20 protein-coding genes and 1 tRNA gene are annotated in these 18635 nt (G+C 59.8%); 18 read left to right on the top strand and 3 right to left on the bottom strand.

The window, feature by feature from the left end; genetic code table 11:
* Nucleotides 1-27: 27 nt before the first annotated feature.
* Both UIB01_RS23565 and UIB01_RS06800 read right to left on the bottom strand, forming a co-directional pair.
* Nucleotides 28-642 (bottom strand): cold shock domain-containing protein, encoded by a 615-nt coding sequence (locus UIB01_RS23565; protein WP_038658066.1) that lies wholly within the window; start codon nt 640-642, stop codon nt 28-30.
* 272 nt (nt 643-914) lie between these two features.
* On the bottom strand, nt 915-1385 hold the full coding sequence (locus UIB01_RS06800; RefSeq protein WP_038658068.1) for a Dps family protein: 471 nt from the start codon (nt 1383-1385) through the stop codon (nt 915-917).
* A gap of 341 nt (nt 1386-1726) precedes the next feature.
* Between UIB01_RS06800 and aspS the strand changes: the two genes are divergently transcribed.
* The 17 genes from aspS (at nt 1727) to nadA (ending at nt 16816) form a co-directional block, all read left to right on the top strand.
* Nucleotides 1727-3502 (top strand): aspartate--tRNA ligase, encoded by a 1776-nt coding sequence (gene aspS / locus UIB01_RS06805; RefSeq protein ID WP_038658070.1) that lies wholly within the window; start codon nt 1727-1729, stop codon nt 3500-3502.
* A gap of 154 nt (nt 3503-3656) precedes the next feature.
* Nucleotides 3657-4406 (top strand): YebC/PmpR family DNA-binding transcriptional regulator, encoded by a 750-nt coding sequence (locus tag UIB01_RS06810; RefSeq protein WP_038658072.1) that lies wholly within the window; start codon nt 3657-3659, stop codon nt 4404-4406.
* Nucleotides 4407-4575: 169 nt separating this feature from the next.
* Nucleotides 4576-5100 (top strand): crossover junction endodeoxyribonuclease RuvC, encoded by a 525-nt coding sequence (gene ruvC / locus UIB01_RS06815; RefSeq protein ID WP_038658074.1) that lies wholly within the window; start codon nt 4576-4578, stop codon nt 5098-5100.
* 76 nt (nt 5101-5176) lie between these two features.
* Nucleotides 5177-5782, top strand: a complete 606-nt coding sequence (gene ruvA / locus UIB01_RS06820) for a Holliday junction branch migration protein RuvA (protein ID WP_038658075.1) — start codon at nt 5177-5179, stop codon at nt 5780-5782.
* Between the two features lie 3 nt (nt 5783-5785).
* A complete protein-coding gene (ruvB, locus tag UIB01_RS06825) occupies nt 5786-6838 on the top strand; it encodes a Holliday junction branch migration DNA helicase RuvB (protein WP_003300681.1) in 1053 nt (350 codons plus the stop codon).
* A 51-nt stretch (nt 6839-6889) separates the two neighbouring features.
* A complete protein-coding gene (ybgC, locus tag UIB01_RS06830) occupies nt 6890-7333 on the top strand; it encodes a tol-pal system-associated acyl-CoA thioesterase (RefSeq protein ID WP_038658078.1) in 444 nt (147 codons plus the stop codon).
* 2 nt (nt 7334-7335) lie between these two features.
* Nucleotides 7336-8028 carry a protein TolQ gene (gene tolQ, locus UIB01_RS06835; RefSeq protein ID WP_015276363.1) on the top strand — a complete coding sequence of 231 codons (693 nt, stop codon included), beginning with the start codon at nt 7336-7338 and terminating at the stop codon, nt 8026-8028.
* 11 nt (nt 8029-8039) lie between these two features.
* Nucleotides 8040-8480: a protein TolR gene (gene tolR, locus UIB01_RS06840; RefSeq protein WP_015276364.1), complete on the top strand. Its 441-nt coding sequence runs from the start codon at nt 8040-8042 to the stop codon at nt 8478-8480.
* The gene (gene tolA / locus UIB01_RS06845) at nt 8480-9481 is read left to right on the top strand and encodes a cell envelope integrity protein TolA (RefSeq protein WP_038658080.1); all 1002 of its coding nucleotides are present in this window, start codon (nt 8480-8482) and stop codon (nt 9479-9481) included. The genes tolR and tolA overlap by 1 nt, the downstream gene beginning before the upstream one ends.
* Nucleotides 9478-10779: a Tol-Pal system beta propeller repeat protein TolB gene (tolB, locus tag UIB01_RS06850; RefSeq protein WP_038658082.1), complete on the top strand. Its 1302-nt coding sequence runs from the start codon at nt 9478-9480 to the stop codon at nt 10777-10779. The genes tolA and tolB overlap by 4 nt, the downstream gene beginning before the upstream one ends.
* A 47-nt stretch (nt 10780-10826) precedes the next feature.
* Entirely contained in the window at nt 10827-11330 is a 504-nt protein-coding gene (pal, locus tag UIB01_RS06855) for a peptidoglycan-associated lipoprotein Pal (RefSeq protein WP_003280313.1), read from the top strand.
* Nucleotides 11331-11336: 6 nt separating this feature from the next.
* The gene (gene ybgF, locus UIB01_RS06860; RefSeq protein WP_038658084.1) at nt 11337-12152 is read left to right on the top strand and encodes a tol-pal system protein YbgF; all 816 of its coding nucleotides are present in this window, start codon (nt 11337-11339) and stop codon (nt 12150-12152) included.
* Nucleotides 12153-12272: 120 nt separating this feature from the next.
* Nucleotides 12273-12914 carry a 7-carboxy-7-deazaguanine synthase QueE gene (gene queE, locus UIB01_RS06865; protein WP_038665478.1) on the top strand — a complete coding sequence of 214 codons (642 nt, stop codon included), beginning with the start codon at nt 12273-12275 and terminating at the stop codon, nt 12912-12914.
* A gap of 55 nt (nt 12915-12969) precedes the next feature.
* Complete coding sequence (queC, locus tag UIB01_RS06870) at nt 12970-13644, top strand: 7-cyano-7-deazaguanine synthase QueC (protein WP_038658086.1); 675 nt, start codon at nt 12970-12972, stop codon at nt 13642-13644.
* Between the two features lie 95 nt (nt 13645-13739).
* A tRNA-Lys gene (locus UIB01_RS06875) sits at nt 13740-13815 on the top strand.
* A gap of 201 nt (nt 13816-14016) precedes the next feature.
* Entirely contained in the window at nt 14017-15513 is a 1497-nt protein-coding gene (gene scpC, locus UIB01_RS06880; RefSeq protein WP_038658087.1) for a succinyl-CoA:acetate CoA-transferase ScpC, read from the top strand.
* Between the two features lie 244 nt (nt 15514-15757).
* On the top strand, nt 15758-16816 hold the full coding sequence (gene nadA / locus UIB01_RS06885) for a quinolinate synthase NadA (protein WP_038658089.1): 1059 nt from the start codon (nt 15758-15760) through the stop codon (nt 16814-16816).
* A 7-nt stretch (nt 16817-16823) separates the two neighbouring features.
* Here nadA and UIB01_RS06890 read toward each other — a convergent pair whose 3' ends face one another.
* Nucleotides 16824-18254: a M48 family metalloprotease gene (locus tag UIB01_RS06890; RefSeq protein WP_038658091.1), complete on the bottom strand. Its 1431-nt coding sequence runs from the start codon at nt 18252-18254 to the stop codon at nt 16824-16826.
* 110 nt (nt 18255-18364) lie between these two features.
* Between UIB01_RS06890 and UIB01_RS06895 the strand changes: the two genes are divergently transcribed.
* Nucleotides 18365-18616: a sulfurtransferase TusA family protein gene (locus tag UIB01_RS06895; protein WP_038658093.1), complete on the top strand. Its 252-nt coding sequence runs from the start codon at nt 18365-18367 to the stop codon at nt 18614-18616.
* Nucleotides 18617-18635: the final 19 nt, after the last annotated feature.

Here is an 18635-nt window from a genome sequence, read left to right on the forward strand (position 1 = left end):
CCAGTGGCGCTGAGTTGAAGTTGGAGCTTAGCGGCCTGGTTCTACTGGGACGACATCCTCGGCCTGAAGCCCCTTGTCACGCATCATGATGCTGAATTCCACGCGCTGGCCTTCGATCAGGACGCGATGTCCTTCTCCGCGGATGGCGCGGAAGTGCACGAAAACATCATCTCCGCTATCTCTGGAGATAAACCCGAAACCCTTGGATGTATTGAACCACTTAACGGTGCCGGCCTCGCGGCCTGGCGCCGAAGGCTTAGCCGTGCCGGCAGTCGTGCGGATCGGTTTAGTCTGCTTGCGCTGCACTCGAGGTGTGGCCAGGTGCAGCAGTACTGCGACCAGAGCGAGCAGCAGGCTGGCGAGCGTAGCGGGTTGGCCGGCAATCTGCGGCAGCGATGCGAGCACGATGAAGGACTGCAGGGCCACGGAGAGTAGCAGTAAGGCGGACGCGGCGACGAGTGTAGGTCGGGTCCGGGCATCGATCAGTTGGGCGGAGGGAGCAAACTGAACGTTCAGCAGGCCGAGCATCAGCAGGCACAGCGCCTCAGGTTGCAGCAGAAGCGGCAAAGCGCCGCGCAGGCTGGGAGCAAAGGACAGTAACAGGGCAATGACGCCCGCTAGAACATGGACGATCTTCAGCATTCTTGTATGACTCACGGTTGATAACACGACAGAAGAAGCCGCAAGGCCAGGAGCTCTTGGAAAAACGTTCGTCGGCCAGGGCTGAACACTGTTCGAGAAACCGCGCGGTCCGGGTTGCAGCGCGGCGTATTTAACAGTAAAGGTGGGGGGCGCTCAAATATGCGTGCCGCTGCCGGGGATAAAGTGCGAAAGAGCAGGGCGTGGAGGTTTCGCCAAGGATCGAACAGCGATGCTGGCCAGGGCGCACAAATGTCGCCCCGGCCAGAGGCCGCTTAGGCTGACAGCAAGCTGCGCAGCATCCAGGCAGTCTTTTCGTGGCTCTGCATGCGCTGGGTCAGCAGGTCGGCTGTTGGTTCGTCATTTACCTTGTCCAGCAGTGGGAAGATACCGCGTGCGGTGCGCACGACCGCTTCTTGGCCTTCCACCAGCAGCTTGATCATTTCCTGGGCAGAAGGTACGCCTTCTTCTTCCTTGATCGAGCTTAGGCGAGCATAGGCTGCGTAGGTGCCGGGAGCCGGGAAGCCCAAGGTGCGAATGCGTTCAGCGATGTCATCCACCGCGATGGCGAGTTCGGTGTACTGGGTTTCGAACATGGTATGCAGCGTGTTGAACATCGGACCAGTAACGTTCCAGTGAAAGTTATGGGTCTTCAGGTACAGGGTGTAGGTGTCGGCGAGCAGTCGGGACAGGCCCTCTGCGATGGCTGCCCGGTCCTGTTCGGCGATGCCGATGTTGATTTCCATTTTTTTCTCCTGGTGGATGGTTCAGTCGTTAGTTATGCCAGAAAAACGCGCGATGTTGTGAAGCAATGCGTTTATGACTGGGGGCTCTGGGTTTGAAGGCCCGGATCAAGTCGGGGTTCCATCTCCGGATCGAAGTCCAATCGCTCGGGGCAACGGCTGCGCCGCGCTGATTATGCGGATATAATCCCGCGCTTATGCCCGGCGCCCCTGCGCGAACTGCAGCGCCCGGCCCATATGCAGAACGCGTGCGGCAAAAGCCGCTTGCGCAGAGCTGCAGTGCTGTCAGCCTGTCGCGGCTCTAGCGCCCCATCGAATTCAAGATACGAGAAGCGAACTCCACCATGATGCGCAGCCACTATTGCGGCCAACTGAACGAAAGCCTGGACGGCCAGGAAATCACTCTTTGCGGCTGGGTACATCGCCGTCGTGACCACGGCGGGGTGATCTTCCTCGACGTGCGTGACCGTGAGGGCCTGGCTCAGGTGGTCTTCGATCCGGATCGCGCTGAAACCTTCGCGACAGCCGACAAGGTGCGTAGCGAGTATGTGGTGAAGATCACCGGGAAGGTGCGCCTGCGCCCGGCTGGCGCGGTGAACCCGAACATCGCTTCTGGTGCTATCGAAGTCCTGGGTTACGAGCTGGAAGTTCTGAACGATGCGGAGACACCGCCGTTCCCGCTTAACGAGTACAGCGATGTAGGTGAAGAGACGCGTCTGCGCTATCGCTTCATCGACCTGCGCCGTCCGGAAATGGCCGAGAAGCTCAAGCTGCGTTCGCGTATCACCACCAGCATTCGCCGCTACCTGGACGAAAATGGCTTCCTGGATGTGGAAACCCCGATCCTTGGTCGCCCGACACCCGAAGGTGCGCGTGACTATCTGGTTCCCAGCCGTACCCACGCCGGCAACTTCTTCGCTCTGCCGCAATCGCCGCAGCTATTCAAGCAGCTGCTGATGGTTGCGGGCTTCGATCGCTACTACCAGATCGCCAAGTGCTTCCGCGACGAAGACCTGCGCGCTGATCGCCAGCCCGAGTTCACCCAGATCGACATCGAGACCAGCTTCCTCGACGAAGCGGACATCATCGGTATCACCGAAGGCATGATCCGCAAGTTGTTCAAGGAAGTGCTGGACTTGGAATTCGGCGAGTTTCCGCACATGCCGTTCGAGGAGGCCATGCGCCGTTACGGCTCGGACAAGCCCGACCTGCGCATCCCGCTGGAGCTGGTGGACGTTGCCGATCAGCTCAACGCCGTTGAGTTCAAGGTGTTCTCCGGTCCGGCCAATGACCCGAAAGGCCGCGTTGCCGCGCTGCGCGTCCCGGGTGCGGCGAGCATGCCGCGCAGCCAGATCGACGATTACACCAAGTTCGTTGGCATCTATGGGGCCAAGGGCCTGGCCTATATCAAGGTCAATGAACGCGCGAAGGGCGTCGAGGGCCTGCAGTCCCCGATCGTCAAGTTCATCCCGGAAGACAATCTCAACGTGATCCTCGATCGCGTCGGTGCGGTCGATGGCGACATCGTCTTCTTCGGTGCCGACAAAGCGAAGATCGTTTCCGAGGCCCTGGGGGCGCTGCGCATCAAGATCGGTCACGACCTCAAGCTGCTGACCTGCGACTGGGCGCCGCTGTGGGTGGTCGACTTCCCGATGTTCGAAGAGAACGACGATGGTTCGCTTAGCGCGCTGCACCATCCGTTTACCGCGCCGAAGTGCACGCCGCAGGAGCTCGAGGCCAATCCGGCTGCGGCTCTATCGCGTGCCTACGACATGGTGCTCAATGGCACCGAGCTGGGCGGCGGTTCGATCCGTATCCATCGCAAGGAAATGCAGCAGACCGTGTTCCGCATTCTTGGCATCGATGAAGCCGAGCAGGAAGAGAAGTTCGGCTTCCTCCTCGATGCGCTGAAATTTGGTGCTCCGCCACATGGCGGCCTGGCCTTCGGCCTAGATCGCCTGGTGATGCTGATGACCGGTGCGCAGTCCATTCGTGAAGTAATTGCTTTCCCGAAAACCCAGAGTGCGGCGGACGTGATGACCCAGGCGCCGGGTGCGGTGGACAACAAGGCGTTGCGCGATCTGCATATTCGTTTGCGCGAGCAACCAAAGGCGGAGTAAGCGCTACCCGAAGCCTGGTTCTACCAGGCTTCTTCGTCTTGCGGCTCTGAGTTGCGAGACGTTACGGCGATAGCTGGCCGCTGTCTTGACCAAGTAATGAAAGACGCAACCGGTTATCGAGTTTTTCTGATTCAGTCGAAGAATGGAGTGAGTTATGGCTGGTCATTCCAAATGGGCCAATATCAAGCACCGCAAAGAGCGCCAGGACGCCAAGCGGGGCAAGATCTTCACCAAACTGATCCGCGAGCTGACCGTGGCGGCCAAGCATGGCGGTGGCGTACCGGCGGACAATCCGCGTCTGCGTCTGGCTGTGGACAAGGCGCTGACGGCCAACATGTCGCGTGACGTCATTGATCGCGCCATCGCGCGGGGTGCAGGCTCCAGCGAAGCGGACAACATGACCGAGCTGAGCTACGAGGGTTATGCGCCGAGCGGCGTGGCGATCATCGTCGAGGCCATGACCGATAACCGCAACCGCACTGCGGCGGAAGTGCGTCACGCCTTCAGCAAGAACGGCGGTAACCTCGGCACTGACGGCTCGGTCGCCTACATGTTCGATCGCAAGGGTCAGATCAGCTATGCGCCCGGGGTCGATGAAGACGCGTTGATGGAAGCGGCGCTGGAGGCGGGGGCCGACGACGTGGTCAGCCAGGAGGATGGGTCGGTCGAGATCTATACCAGCTTCGCGGATTTCCTTTCGGTCAATGAGGCGCTGACGCAGGCGGGCTTCAAGGGAGACGAGGCCGAAGTGGCGATGATTCCATCGATCATGGCGCCGATCACCGACGTCGAAACCGCGCAGAAGGTGCTTCGCTTGATCGATGCGCTGGAAGATCTGGACGACGTGCAGAACGTTTACCACAACGCGGAGATCTCCGACGAGATCATGCAGCAGCTGGGCTAAGCGTTGCGGTATCTGCAGCCGGGAGCCGCATCATTGGTTCCCGGCTTTTTTATGGCCGACGCATCGCTGGCAGCGTAATGAGCTGCTTCTTGTGCGTGTTGTTGTCGGTGGCGGAGCAGGAACTGCCTCCGTATACTCGCCACTGGATAAATAGACAGCACGGCACGGCATGACGCTGATTTTGGGTATCGATCCCGGCTCTCGAATTACCGGTTACGGCGTAGTACGGGATACCGGTCGCGGTTGTGAATACGTCGCCTCCGGTTGCATTCGCACCGGCACCGGCGAGCTGCCTGATCGCTTGCGTGCTGTGTTCAGTGGCGTGAGCGAGGTCATTCGAACCTATGGCCCGGTAACGATGGGCATTGAGCAGGTATTCATGGCGCGTAATGCCGATTCGGCACTCAAGCTCGGTCAGGCCCGTGGCGCGGCCATCGTCGCTGGGGCGGAGGCGGGATTGCAGATTGCCGAGTACACCGCGACACAGGTCAAGCAAGCCATCGCCGGAACGGGCGGAGCCGACAAGCAACAGGTGCAGATGATGGTCATGCACCTGCTCAAGCTTCTGGAAAAACCACAGATCGATGCTTCTGACGCGTTGGCCATTGCCTTGTGCCATGCGCATCATCGACAAAGCCTTATTCCCCATGGCCTGATCGGGGCCAAGCGGCGGGGCGGGCGGCTGCGTCTGTAGTCGTTGCAAGCATTTCTTGTTGGGCAAATAGAACGACTGGCCGTCGGTAAGTGCGATAGCCACGGAGGACTCAGATTTGATCGGACGTTTACGCGGTACGCTGGCGGAGAAACAACCGCCGCATCTGATTCTCGACGTCAACGGCATCGGCTATGAGGTTGAAGTGCCAATGACGACGCTATATCGGCTGCCGGCGATCGGCGAGCCGGTAACCCTGCATACCCATCTGGTCGTGCGCGAAGACGCGCAGCTTCTTTATGGATTCTCCGAGAAGCGCGAGCGCGAGCTGTTTCGCGAACTGATCCGCTTGAACGGCGTGGGTCCCAAGCTGGCGCTGGCGTTGATGTCAGGGCTGGAAGTCGATGAGCTGGTGCGCTGCGTACAGGCGCAGGATACGTCGGTCCTGGTGCGTATCCCGGGCGTTGGCAAGAAGACCGCCGAGCGACTGCTGGTGGAGTTGAAGGATCGTTTCAAGGCGTGGGAGAGCATGCCCGCCATTGCGACCTTCGTGGTTGAACCTGGAAGCAAAACGGCAGTCACAAGCGCCGAGAATGATGCGGTCAGTGCGTTGATCTCCCTGGGCTTCAAGCCGCAGGAAGCCAGCCGCGCGGTGTCCGCGATACAGGAAGATGATTTGAGCAGTGAAGAAATGATCCGCCGCGCCCTCAAGGGCATGGTGTAAACCATGATCGAAGCGGATCGTATCGTCACCGCGGGCAGTCGTGATCGCGACGAGCAGCTGGATCGCGCCATTCGGCCGCTCAAGCTGGCCGAATACATCGGGCAGCCTGTCGTGCGCGAGCAGATGGATCTGTTCATTCGCGCCGCCAAGGGCCGTCAGGAAGCGCTCGATCACACCCTCATCTTCGGCCCGCCCGGCTTGGGCAAGACTACGCTGGCAAACATCATCGCTGAAGAGATGGGTGTGTCGATCAAGAGCACATCCGGTCCCGTGCTTGAGCGGCCTGGCGACCTCGCTGCCCTGCTGACCAATCTGGAAGCGGGCGATGTGCTGTTCGTCGACGAGATCCATCGCCTTTCGCCCATTGTTGAAGAAGTGCTGTATCCGGCGATGGAGGATTTTCAGCTGGATATCATGATCGGCGAGGGCCCTGCGGCGCGTTCGATCAAGCTGGACTTGCCGCCGTTCACTCTGGTCGGGGCGACCACCCGTGCGGGCATGCTGACTAACCCGCTGCGCGATCGATTCGGTATCGTCCAGCGTCTGGAGTTCTACTCCACCGAAGATCTGGCCACCATCGTCAGTCGCTCGGCTGGCATCCTGGGTCTGCCGACCGAGCCCGAGGGGGCGTTCGAGATTGCTCGGCGGGCACGAGGAACCCCTCGAATTGCAAATCGCCTACTACGTCGCGTGCGTGATTTCGCCGAGGTGCGCGGTCGCGGCGAGATCACGCGACAGATCGCCGATCTCGCGCTGAACATGCTCGATGTCGACGAGCGAGGGTTCGATCATCAGGACCGCCGGCTGCTGCTGACGCTGATCGAAAAGTTCGATGGTGGTCCAGTGGGCATCGACAGCCTGGCCGCGGCGATCAGCGAAGAGCGCCACACCATCGAAGACGTGCTCGAGCCGTACCTGATTCAGCAGGGCTACATCATGCGTACGCCGCGGGGCCGAGTCGTGACCCGGCATGCCTACCTGCACTTCGGACTCAACTTGCCCAAGCGCATGAGTGACGCGCCGACGCCGGATCTCTTCGATGGCGACATAGTTTGAAGAAAATATTGTTCTCTTACCCGATTGGCATTTACAGGGCCGAGCACTAGTATGCGCGCGCAAGCCGGAGCTGAAATCTTCACCCACCGCTGTCGAGTCTATTACGAGGACACCGATGCGGGCGGCATTGTCTACTACGTCAATTACCTCAAATTCATGGAGCGAGCTCGTACCGAGCGGTTGCGCAGTCTGGGATTTGCCCAGTCGCAGCTTGCTGGTGAGGACTTGCTGTTCGTCGTGCATTCGGTCGAGGCACGCTACCGTGCCCCGGCTCGCCTGGATGACGAGTTGCTGGTTACGGCCGAGGTGGTTGAGTTGAATCGTGCCAGTCTGCGTTTTCGCCAGCAGGTCCGGCGTGCGGTAGATGATGTTCTGCTTTGTGAGGGGCAGGTGCTGGTGGCCTGCGTACGTGCCGAAAGTTTGAAACCCCGAGCCATTCCCGAAGCGCTGCGTGCCGCCTTCGCGGGGTCGGGTCTATCCCCTGCAGGAGAGTAAGCGTGGAAGCCAACGTCGATCACATGTCCATGTGGAGCCTGATCAGCAACGCCAGCTTCGTGGTGCAGCTGGTCATGCTGATACTTGTAGGCGCTTCGGTGACCTCATGGATCCTGATTTTCCAGCGCGGCAATATGCTGCGCGCAGCGAAACGAGCGCTCGATACCTTCGAGGAGCGCTTCTGGTCGGGTATCGATCTGTCCAAGCTTTATCGTCAGGCGGGTAGCAATCCTGACCCGGATTCGGGCGTCGAGCAGATCTTTCGCGCAGGCTTCAAGGAGTTCTCCCGCCTGCGCCAGCAGCAGGGTGTCGATCCTGATGCGGTGATGGATGGTGTCAATCGCGCCATGCGCGTGGCCATTTCCCGCGAAGAGGAAAAGCTCGAGCAGAGCTTGCCATTCCTCGCTACCGTCGGTTCCACCAGCCCTTACATCGGCCTGTTCGGCACCGTCTGGGGGATCATGAACTCTTTCCGCGGTCTTGCTCAGGTTCAGCAGGCAACGTTGGCTACCGTGGCGCCGGGTATCGCCGAAGCGCTGATCGCTACGGCGATCGGTTTGTTTGCCGCGATTCCTGCGGTGATCGCCTACAACCGTTTCGCTGCGCGCGGCGAGATGCTCATCGGTCGTTACTACACCTTTGCCGATGAGTTCCAGGCCATTCTCCACCGCAAAGTTCACACCACCGAAGACTGAGGCCCACGGCCATGGCCAGAATCCGCAACAGACGCAAGCCCGTCGCCGAGATGAATGTGGTGCCTTACATCGATGTGATGCTGGTACTGCTGGTCATCTTCATGGTGACGGCGCCGATGCTCAATCAGGGTGTCAAGGTCGATCTGCCAAAGGTCAGCAGCGAGGCCTTGCCGCAGGATAACGACAAGCAGGTGTTGACCATCTCCATCAAGGCCGACAAGACCTACTACTGGAACGTCGGCAGCGAGGTCGACACCGAGAGCAAAGGTAACGAAGCCGTCGCGTTGGCTGACATGACGCAGGCGGTAGTCGCCATCATGCGTCAGCGCCCGGATACCCAGGTGTTCATCCGTGGCGATCGGGCCGTGGATTACGGCTCTGTCATGGCTGCCATGGGTGGTCTGCAGGAAGCCGGCGTCGGTAATGTCGGCCTGATCACCGAGGCACCTTGATGCAGCAGCGTGACTCGTCGCCTTCGCAGAGCTACTTCTGGCCGACCGTGCTGGCGGTCGGCCTGCACGCCATCATCTTCGGCATGTTGTTCGTCAGCTTCTCGATGACGCCCGAGCTGCCGCCTTCCAAGCCGATCGTCCAGGCTACCCTGTACCAGTTGAAGTCCCAGAGTCAGGCAACGACGCAGACCAACCAGAAGATCGCGGGCGAAGCGAAGAAGACCGCTGCCAAGCAGTTCGAGAGTGAGCAGATGGAGCAGCGTAAGGTCGAGCAGGAGAAGCAGGCCGCTGCCGCTCGCGCTGCGGAACAAAAGAAGGCTGAAGAGGCTCGAAAGGCCGATGCGGCGAAAGCGGCAGCCGATAAAGCTGCTGCGGCGAAGAAGGCCGAAGAGGCAAAAAAGGTCGAGCAGCAGAAGCAGGCCGATATCGCCAAGAAGAAAGCGGCCGAAGAGCTGGCCAAGCAAAAGGCGGCAGAGGAGGCGAAGAAGAAGGCCGCTGAAGAAGCCAAGCGTAAAGCGGCGGAAGACGCCAAGAAGAAAGCTGCAGCCGAAGCGGCCAAGAAAAAGGCAGCCGAAGACGCTAAGAAGAAGGCGGCAGCCGATGCAGCGCGCAAGGCGGCAGAGGACAAGAAGGCTCAAGCATTGGCCGAGCTGCTCTCGGACACAACCGAGCGTCAGCAGGCGCTGGCTGATACCCACGGTGATCAGGTTGCGGGCAACTTCGATGATCTGATCAGGCTGCGCGCGGCAGAAGGTTGGACGCGTCCGCCTTCGGCGCGTAACAACATGACCGTGCAACTGCAGGTAAACATGCTTCCAGATGGCACCATTACCAATGTCAGCGTGTCGCGCTCCAGCGGTGACGTGCCATTCGACAACTCTGCGGTTGCCGCAGTTAAGAACATCGGTCGGCTGACAGAAATGCAGGGGCTGAGCCCGCAGGACTTTCAGCCTTACCGGTCCTTCAAAATGACATTCACGCCTGAGGATCTTGCGTTGTGATCAACTCCCTTCGAGGTCTACTTGTCCTGCTCTGCTGCCTGGCAGGAATGGCGGTGGCGCAGGAAAAAAATATTGTCGTAACCAGTGGCGCCGACCGCGCGATTCCGATCGCGGTGGTGCCGTTCGGCTGGCAGGGCGGCACCGTACTGCCAGAAGATATGGCGGAGATCGTCGGCAACGATTTGCGCAACTCCGGCATTTTTCAGCCGATTCCGCGGCAGAACATGATCAGCATGCCGACCCGCGGCAGCGAGATCATCTATCGCGACTGGAAGGCCCTAGGCGCCCAGTACGTCATGGTCGGCAATATCGAGCCGGCGGGTGGCCGACTGCAGGTCCGCTACGAGGTGTTCAACGTGACCACCGAGCAGCAGGTCATGACCGGGACGGTCGGCGGCTCTCCGGATCAGCTGCGCGACATGGCTCACCACGCAGCAGATCAGTCGTTCGAGAAACTCACCGGCATCAAGGGCGCGTTTTCGACTCGTCTGCTTTATGTCACCGTCGAGCGGCTGGGTGGTGCGAACACTCGTTACACGCTGCAGCGCTCCGACTATGACGGCGCGCGCGCCGTAACCTTGCTGCAATCACGTGAGCCGATTCTCTCCCCGCGTTACTCGCCGGATGGTCGCCGTATTGCCTACGTTTCGTTCGAGCAAAAGCGTCCGCGCATCTTCATCCAGCACATCGACACCGGCCGGCGCGAGCAGATCACTAACTTCGAAGGCCTGAACGGCGCGCCTGCATTCTCTCCTGATGGCAATCGTCTGGCCTTCGTGCTGTCGAAGGACGGCAATCCCGAGGTCTACGTCATGGATCTCGGCTCGCGCCAAATACAGCGCCTGACCAATCACTATGCGATCGATACCGAACCCTTCTGGGGGGCGGACGGTCAGACGATTTACTTCACCTCCGACCGCGCTGGGAAGCCGCAGGTCTACAAACAGCGGTTGGGCAGCAATTCGGCCGAGCGTGTGACATTCGTTGGCAACTACAATGCCAACCCGAAGTTGTCGGCTGATGAAAAGACACTGGTCATGATTCATCGGCAGGACGGCTACACAAACTTTAAGGTTGCTGCTCAAGATTTGCAGCGCGGCAACCTGCGGATACTTTCGGATACCAGTCTGGATGAGTCGCCCACTGTTGCGCCTAATGGCACCATGCTAATCTACGCCACCCGCCAGCAGGGCCGGGGAGTCTTGATGCTCGTGTCCATCAATGGACGCGTTAGGCTCCCGCTTCCTACAGCTCAAGGCGAAGTCCGAGAGCCGTCCTGGTCCCCTTACCTGAACTGATGCGGTATCAACGCTTTTAACCAAAAACACACCTGGGGTTGTTACAAATGGAAATGCTGAAATTCGGTAAGTTCACCGCTCTGGCACTGGCCATGGCTGTTGCTGTCGGTTGTTCCTCCAAGGGCGGCGACGATTCGGGCGAAGGCTCGGGCGCGATCGATCCGAACGCTGGTTACGGTGCCGATTCCGGTTCCGTTGATAGCAGCATGAGCGAAGAAGCTGCTCTGCGCGCCATCACCACCTTCTACTTTGAGTACGACAGCTCCGACCTGAAGCCGGAAGCCATGCGCGCTCTGGACGTTCACGCCAAGGATCTGAAAGGCAACGGCGCTCGCGTCGTTCTGGAAGGCCACACCGACGAGCGCGGTACCCGTGAATACAACATGGCTCTGGGCGAGCGTCGTTCCAAGGCAGTACAGCGTTACCTGGTACTGCAGGGCGTTTCCCCGGCTCAGCTGGAGCTGGTGTCCTACGGCGAAGAGCGTCCGGTTGCCATGGGTAACGACGAGCAGTCCTGGGCTCAGAACCGTCGCGTCGAACTGCGTAAGTAATTCGTCATGCGCAAATACCGCCACGCTCTGACTTTTACAGTGCTCGGTCTGCCGCTCATGGCGGCAGCTCAAGTGCCGGTTGTGGATTATGAACGGGGTGCCGCTAGCGGCAACTCTGGCTATTCCACGGCTGTGCCGAGCGGTGACGGTGCCTATGCCGGAGGTGGAGCCGCTGCTCCATCTTCGGCACAGGGCATGCTCTTCATGCAGCTGCAGCAGATGCAGGAAGAGATCGCGCAGCTGCGCGGCATGCTCGAGGAACAACAGAATCAGCTTCAGCGCCTGCAACAAGAGGGGCTGGAACGTTATCAGGATCTGGATCGGCGTATGTCGAGCGGATCCGTCTCGGCGGGCAATCAAACGGCGCCCGCGCGCGACATGCCTTCCACCGCCGGCAATGCGAGCGCACCCGCAGCCACGCAAGGCCAGGCCCAGGGCGGGTCGAGCGATCCTGCTCAGGAAAAGCTCTATTACGACGCCGCGTTTGACCTGATCAAGGCGAAGGACTTCGACAAGGCCAGTCAGGCATTCGCTGCATTTTTGCGCAAGTATCCGGATAGCCAATACGCTGGCAATGCGCAGTATTGGCTCGGGGAAGTGAATCTGGCCAAGGGCGACCTTCAGGGGGCCGGCCAGGCGTTTGCCCGGGTTAGCCAGGCTTATCCCCAGCACAACAAGGTGCCGGACTCGCTGTACAAGCTGGCTGACGTAGAAATTCGTATGGGTAATCGAGACAAGGCTCAAGGCATTTTGCGCCAGGTTATCGCCCAGTATCCGAATACATCGGCTGCGCAGTTGGCACAGCGTCAGCTCAATCGCTAAATCACATTGGCGACAGCGAACGAAACCCGCCCATCGTGCGGGTTTTTTCGTTAGAATCGCCGCCCCTATTTCCCGCAACGGAGGCGGATGGCCTGTTTAGCCGTCACGCCCGTGGCTGATATGACTCTGCGAATTACCGAGATTTTCTACTCGCTGCAGGGGGAAACACGTACCAGTGGCTTGCCTACTGTGTTCGTTCGCCTGACCGGCTGTCCCCTGCGCTGTCAATATTGCGATACCGCCTACGCGTTCAGTGGCGGAGAGCTGATGAGCGTCGACGCAATCGTCGAGCGTGTTGCCTCCTACAACCCTCGTTACGTCTGTGTGACCGGCGGCGAGCCGCTGGCGCAGCCTAACTCTTTGCCTTTGCTGCAGCGCTTGTGTGATGCCGGATACGAGGTTTCGCTTGAAACCAGTGGCGCGCTCGATATCTCGATGGTGGACGAGCGGGTAAGTCGCGTGGTCGATTTGAAGACGCCAGGTTCCGCAGAGGTTTTACGCAATCGCTACGAGAATATTGCCTGCCTCACTCGTAACGATCAGGTGAAATTCGTCATTTGTTCTCGCGAAGACTATGACTGGGCTGTCAGCAAGCTGATCGAATATGGGCTGGATCGGCGTGCCGGTGAAGTGCTGTTTTCGCCTAGCCACGGTCAGGTCGATGTGCGTGCGTTGGCCGACTGGATCGTCGCCGACAATTTGCCTGTACGCTTGCAGCTGCAGCTGCACAAGATCATCTGGCACGACGCGCCTGGCCATTAAGGTTTGGCGTCAGCGCAGATTCGGGCCCGCCTATCCGTTTTGAAGGTAATGCGAAATGAATGAGAAGAAAGCCGTCATCCTGCTCTCGGGTGGGCTTGATTCGGCCACCGTCGTGGCTATGGCTCGAGATCAGGGTTACGCCTGCTACACCATGAGCTTCGACTACGGGCAACGTCATCGTGCCGAACTTCAGGCGGCCGAGCGAGTCGCCGCGCAGCTGGGTGTGGTCGAACACAAGGTTATTGGGCTTAATCTCAATGGCATCGGCGGCTCGGCGCTGACTGATGAAAGCATCGATGTGCCTGAGGTTCCAGGTGAGGGGATACCTGTCACCTACGTCCCGGCACGTAACACTGTATTTCTTGCCCTCGCGCTGGGTTGGGCGGAAGTGTTGGGGGCTCGCGATATCTTCATCGGCGTCAATGCGGTGGACTATTCCGGCTACCCGGACTGCCGGCCGGAATTTGTAGCAGCCTTCGAGCACATGGCGAATCTGGCGACCAAGGCCGGCGTCGAAGGAAAAGGCTTCCGCATTCAGGCTCCGTTGCAACAACTGAGCAAGGCGCAAATCGTTCAGCAAGGCGCGCGTCTGGGTGTGGATTACGCAATGACGGTTTCGTGCTATCAGGCTGATGCCGACGGGCGTGCCTGCGGGAAGTGCGACAGCTGTCGGCTGCGTGCGGCCGGTTTTGCTGAGGCCGGACTGGCTGATCCCACGCGCTATTTCTAACGCGACAGACTGATGGGTGCGCGCAGGATCGGGTGAAACTTTTTTAAAAAAAAGTTTGTTTTCATCAATCAAATCAGTATCATGCGCCCCGCATTGGGTCGTTAGCTCAGTTGGTAGAGCAGTTGGCTTTTAACCAATTGGTCGTAGGTTCGAATCCTACACGACCCACCATATTGCTCCCTTGGGGAGTTCAAGAAGCCGGAGACCTGCCAGGGTTGTCCGGCTTTTTTAATGGCCGCAGTTTCGCGTTGTCGCTGGCTGCTACGTTCGGTCAAAAGAAGCGTTTTTTTCTACGACCTTAGTAGGTGGCTTAAGCGTTTTTAAACGTAATAGACTGCGGCCCTCCTGATTTTCCGTTGGTTCGAGGCTCAAATGTATTCTGATCGCATCCGCTTGTCCTCTCTGCAGAACAAGGTCATGAGCGCCCACGAGGCCGCTTCCCTTATTCGTGATGGCATGACCGTTGGCATGAGCGGCTTCACCCGCGCTGGCGAAGCCAAAGCCGTGCCTCTTGCGCTGATCGATCGCGCCAAGGACGAGAAGCTGCAGATCAGCCTGGTGACGGGGGCCAGCCTGGGCAACGATCTCGACGGCAAAATGGCTTCGGCCGGTTTGCTGGCGCGCCGCATGCCGTTCCAGGCAGATCCGGTACTGCGCAAGGCGATCAACGCGGGTGAGGTCATGTTCATCGACCAGCACCTGTCGCATACCGTCGAGCAGATGCGCAACCATCAGATCAAGCGTCCGGATGTCACCATCATCGAGGCGCTGTGCATTACCGAGCAGGGCCACATCGTGCCGACCACTTCTGTGGGCAACTCGGCCAACCTGGCCATGTTTGCCGACCAGGTGATCATCGAGTTGAACCTGGCTCACAACCTGAATCTGGAAGGTCTGCACGACATCTACTTCCCGGGCGAGCGTCCGAACCGTGGTCCGATCCCGCTGACCCAGGTCGATGACCGTATCGGTTCTGCGGCGATTCCGGTCGACCCGGCCAAGATCGCTGCGATCGTCATCACCAACCAGCCGGATTCCTATTCCACCGTTACTCCGCCGGACGAAGAAACCCAGGCCATCGCCAACCATCTGGTTGAGTTCTTCAAGAGTGAAGTGGCTGCCGGGCGTATGGCGAAGAACCTCGGCCCGATGCAGGTCGGCATCGGCAACATCGCCAATGCTGTTATGTGTGGTCTGATCGACTCGCCGTTCGAAGACCTGGTGATGTATTCCGAAGTACTGCAGGACTGCACCTTCGAGCTGATCGACGCCGGCAAGATGACCTTCGCTTCCGGTTGCTCCATCACGCTTTCCGAGCGTTGCAACGATCGTGTGTTCGGCAACCTGGAGAAATACAAGGACAAGCTGGTACTGCGTCCGCAGGAAATCTCCAACCATCCCGAGCTGGTGCGCCGTCTCGGCATTATCGGCATCAACACCGCGCTGGAGTTCGACATCTACGGTAACGTGAACTCCACCCACGTGGGCGGCACCAAGATGATGAATGGTATCGGTGGTTCGGGCGACTTCGCGCGTAACGCTCACCTGGCCATCTTCGTGACCAAGTCGATTGCCAAGGGCGGCAATATCTCCAGCGTCGTACCGATGGTCGCTCACGTCGACCACACCGAGCATGACGTCGAAATCCTGGTAACCGAGCAGGGTCTGGCCGATCTGCGTGGTCTGGCTCCGCGCGAACGTGCTCGCGCCATCATCGACAACTGCGTGCATCCGTCCTACCGCGACGTACTGAACAAGTACTTCGAGGACGCCTGCAAGAAGGGTGGTCAGACACCGCACCTGCTGGGTCAAGCCATGCAGTGGCACATCAACCTGGAAGAACGTGGACACATGCTCAAGGGCGAGTGATCCACAGAAACCGCCGGCCTCGAGCCGGCGGTTTTTTTTGCAGGGTGCAACGCCTTGCTTGGCTCGCAATCGCGGCCACGCTTTCCCTTTTGCAGAGGCTTCGGCTAGTATTCCTGCCCCGTTGAACGGCAGGAGGCGTGTCTGAATCCTGCTCCTCCCGTCCTTGACGACTAGCCCGAACAGGCAGGCCCATGCCGCTATGCTCGGCGTGTCGTGCAATTCCGTGCTGGCAGGACCCGCGACCATGACGCAGATACCCGAACGCATCCTCGTGCAGGCTCACCTTGCGGCCAAGCAGCCCAAGCCCCTCACGCCAGAGCAGGAAGCGCAGTTGCGCAGTGAAATCGCTGCGGAGTTGAAGCGCCAGAATGCCGTTCTGGTCGCTCATTACTACACCGACCCAGTGATCCAGGCGCTGGCCGAGGAAACCGGCGGCTGCGTCTCCGACTCCCTGGAAATGGCGCGCTTCGGCAATGAGCATCCGGCGCAGACAGTGCTGGTCGCCGGTGTGAAGTTCATGGGGGAGACGGCGAAAATCCTCAACCCTGAGAAGCGCGTGCTAATGCCGACGCTCGAAGCCACCTGTTCGCTCGATCTGGGCTGCCCGGTCGATGAGTTCTCGGCCTTCTGCGATCAGCATCCTGAGCGCACAGTGGTGGTCTACGCCAACACCTCGGCGGCTGTGAAGGCGCGTGCTGATTGGGTGGTGACATCCAGTTGCGCGCTGGAGATCGTCGAAAGCCTGATGGATAACGGCGAGAAGATCATCTGGGCCCCGGACAAGCATCTGGGCAGCTATGTGCAGCGCGAAACCGGCGCTGACATCCTGCTCTGGGATGGCGCCTGCATCGTCCATGAGGAATTCAAGGCCAAGCAGCTCGCGGACATGAAGGCGTTATATCCCGATGCGGCGATACTCGTGCATCCCGAGTCACCGCAAGCTGTAGTTGAGCTTGCCGATGCAGTGGGCTCGACAAGTCAGCTCATCAAAGCGGCGCAAACATTGCCGCAGCAAACGCTCATCGTCGCGACGGACCGCGGCATCTTCTACAAGATGCAGCAGCTATGCCCGGAGAAGACCTTCATCGAGGCGCCGACCGCCGGGCAGGGTGCGAGCTGCCGAAGCTGCGCGCATTGTCCGTGGATGGCGATGAATACGCTCGAGCGAACGCTGGAGTGCCTGCGCGCCGGGAGTAATGAAATCTTCGTCGATCCGGCGCTCATTCCGCGTGCCGTCAAGCCGCTCAAGCGGATGCTTGATTTCACTCAGGCTGCTCGACTCAAGCAGGCTGGCAACGCCTGACGTCGATTCAGCGCAGCATCTCCTCGACCATGCGCTTCTCGTCGATCAGCTGCTTCTGCCTTGCGTCTATTCGTGCGGAGATCTGGAAATTGCTGGCGCGACGTTTGGCCAGGTTGAGCTGCTCGATGCCCTGATCGTAATCACCGACCAGCGCGAAGTATTCGGCCCGGGCTTGGTGCAGGCCGACGATATTGCCACTCAGCCCGCGCACCTCTGCAACCTGATACCAGATATCGGGGTCGCGGCGACGCTGTTCTGCGAGCCTGTCCAACTCGCGTTCCGCCTGCTGCGTTTCGCCTTGCTCCATCAATAGATCAATGTGCATCTGGCGCACCGGGTAGTTGCCTGGATATAGCTGCAACAGCCGTAGCAAGCGCGTCTGTGCCTGCTGCAGGCGATTGGAGGTAATGTCCAGCTCGACCTGTGCGAGGTTATAGGTGAGGTCGTCCGGTGCCTTGGCCAGCAGGGGGGCAAGGCTGCTGCTGGCGTCGGCCAGTTGGCCCGCCTTGAGCTGCGCCAGCGCCAGGCCATAGCGGGCTGCGTCCATCTCCGGGTTCTCGTTGAGCATTGCGCGAAAGCGTTTCGCTTCAACGCCAGGGGTGGTTTCGAACTTCAGCTGCGTGCGAGCACGCATTAGCTGGTAGCGCAGGCTGTCCTGAGCGCCGCCCTGCGGATATTGCTCGGCACGGTTGGTGGTGTCGGCAATGCGCGACTCACTGACCGGGTGGGTCAACAGGAACTCCGGCGGCTTTTGATCGTAGCGATACTGGCGCATCAGCCGGCCGAACATGGATGGCATCGCGCGTGGGTCGTAGCCGGCCCGCTCGAGATTAACGATGCCGATGCGGTCCGCTTCCTGTTCGTTCTGGCGGGAGAAGCGACGTTGTGCCTGAATCGCCGCGGCCTGGGTGGACACGATGGCGGCTATACCGGCATCGCCTGCGCCTGCTGCCGCGGCCACGACACCGGCGAGCATTGCAGCCATAAGCGGCAGCTGCATGCGCTGCTGGGCTTCCAGGCCGCGAGCGAAGTGGCGCTGCGAAAGGTGCGCGAGTTCGTGTGCCATTACCGAAGCGTATTCGGCTTCAGTCTGGGCGTGGATGAACAGGCCGCCGTTGACCCCAATGATTCCTCCCGGTGCGGCAAAGGCGTTCAGTTGAGGGCTGTCGAGCAGGACGAATTCTAGCCGGCGGTCCTGCAGCTGACTGGTCTCGGCCAGCCGATAAACACTGTTTTCGACGTAGTCCTTGAGCTGTGGATCGGAAAGCTGCTTGACCTGTCCGCGGAGGAGGCTGAGCCAGGCGCGGCCGAGTAGATGTTCCTGTTCCGGTGAAACGATGCCCGAGCTGGCGTCGCCGAGCGAGGGCAGATCGTTGGCCAATGCCGGTTGGGCCAGCAGGCAGGTGAGCGTGAGCAGGGCGGGGCGCAGCAGTTTCATCCAGACAGGCTCGTTGAAGTGAGAACGGCTACTGTAGCCTTGACCTTGGCCGGCTGGCCAGAGCCCTGGTGGGCTAGGTATGCTGCGAGGCTTTTCTGTGGAGGCGAACCATGACTGACGAACAATCGCAGTCGCTCGTATTCGATGCTGAAGTGGATGCGGTCGGCCTCGACTGCCCGATGCCGCTGCTCAAGGCCAAGCTGGAATTGAACCGCTTGGCCAGCGGCGCTGTGTTGAAGGTAATTGCCAGCGATCCGGGTTCGCAAAGGGATTTTCGCAGTTTTGCCAAGCTGGCCGGCCATGCGCTGTTGCATGAGGAAGTCGAAAACGGCCTGTACCGTTATTGGCTGCGCAAGGCCTGACGATTTGCTTCGAGGGATT

Source organism: Stutzerimonas decontaminans (genome assembly GCF_000661915.1).
Taxonomy (GTDB): domain Bacteria; phylum Pseudomonadota; class Gammaproteobacteria; order Pseudomonadales; family Pseudomonadaceae; genus Stutzerimonas; species Stutzerimonas decontaminans.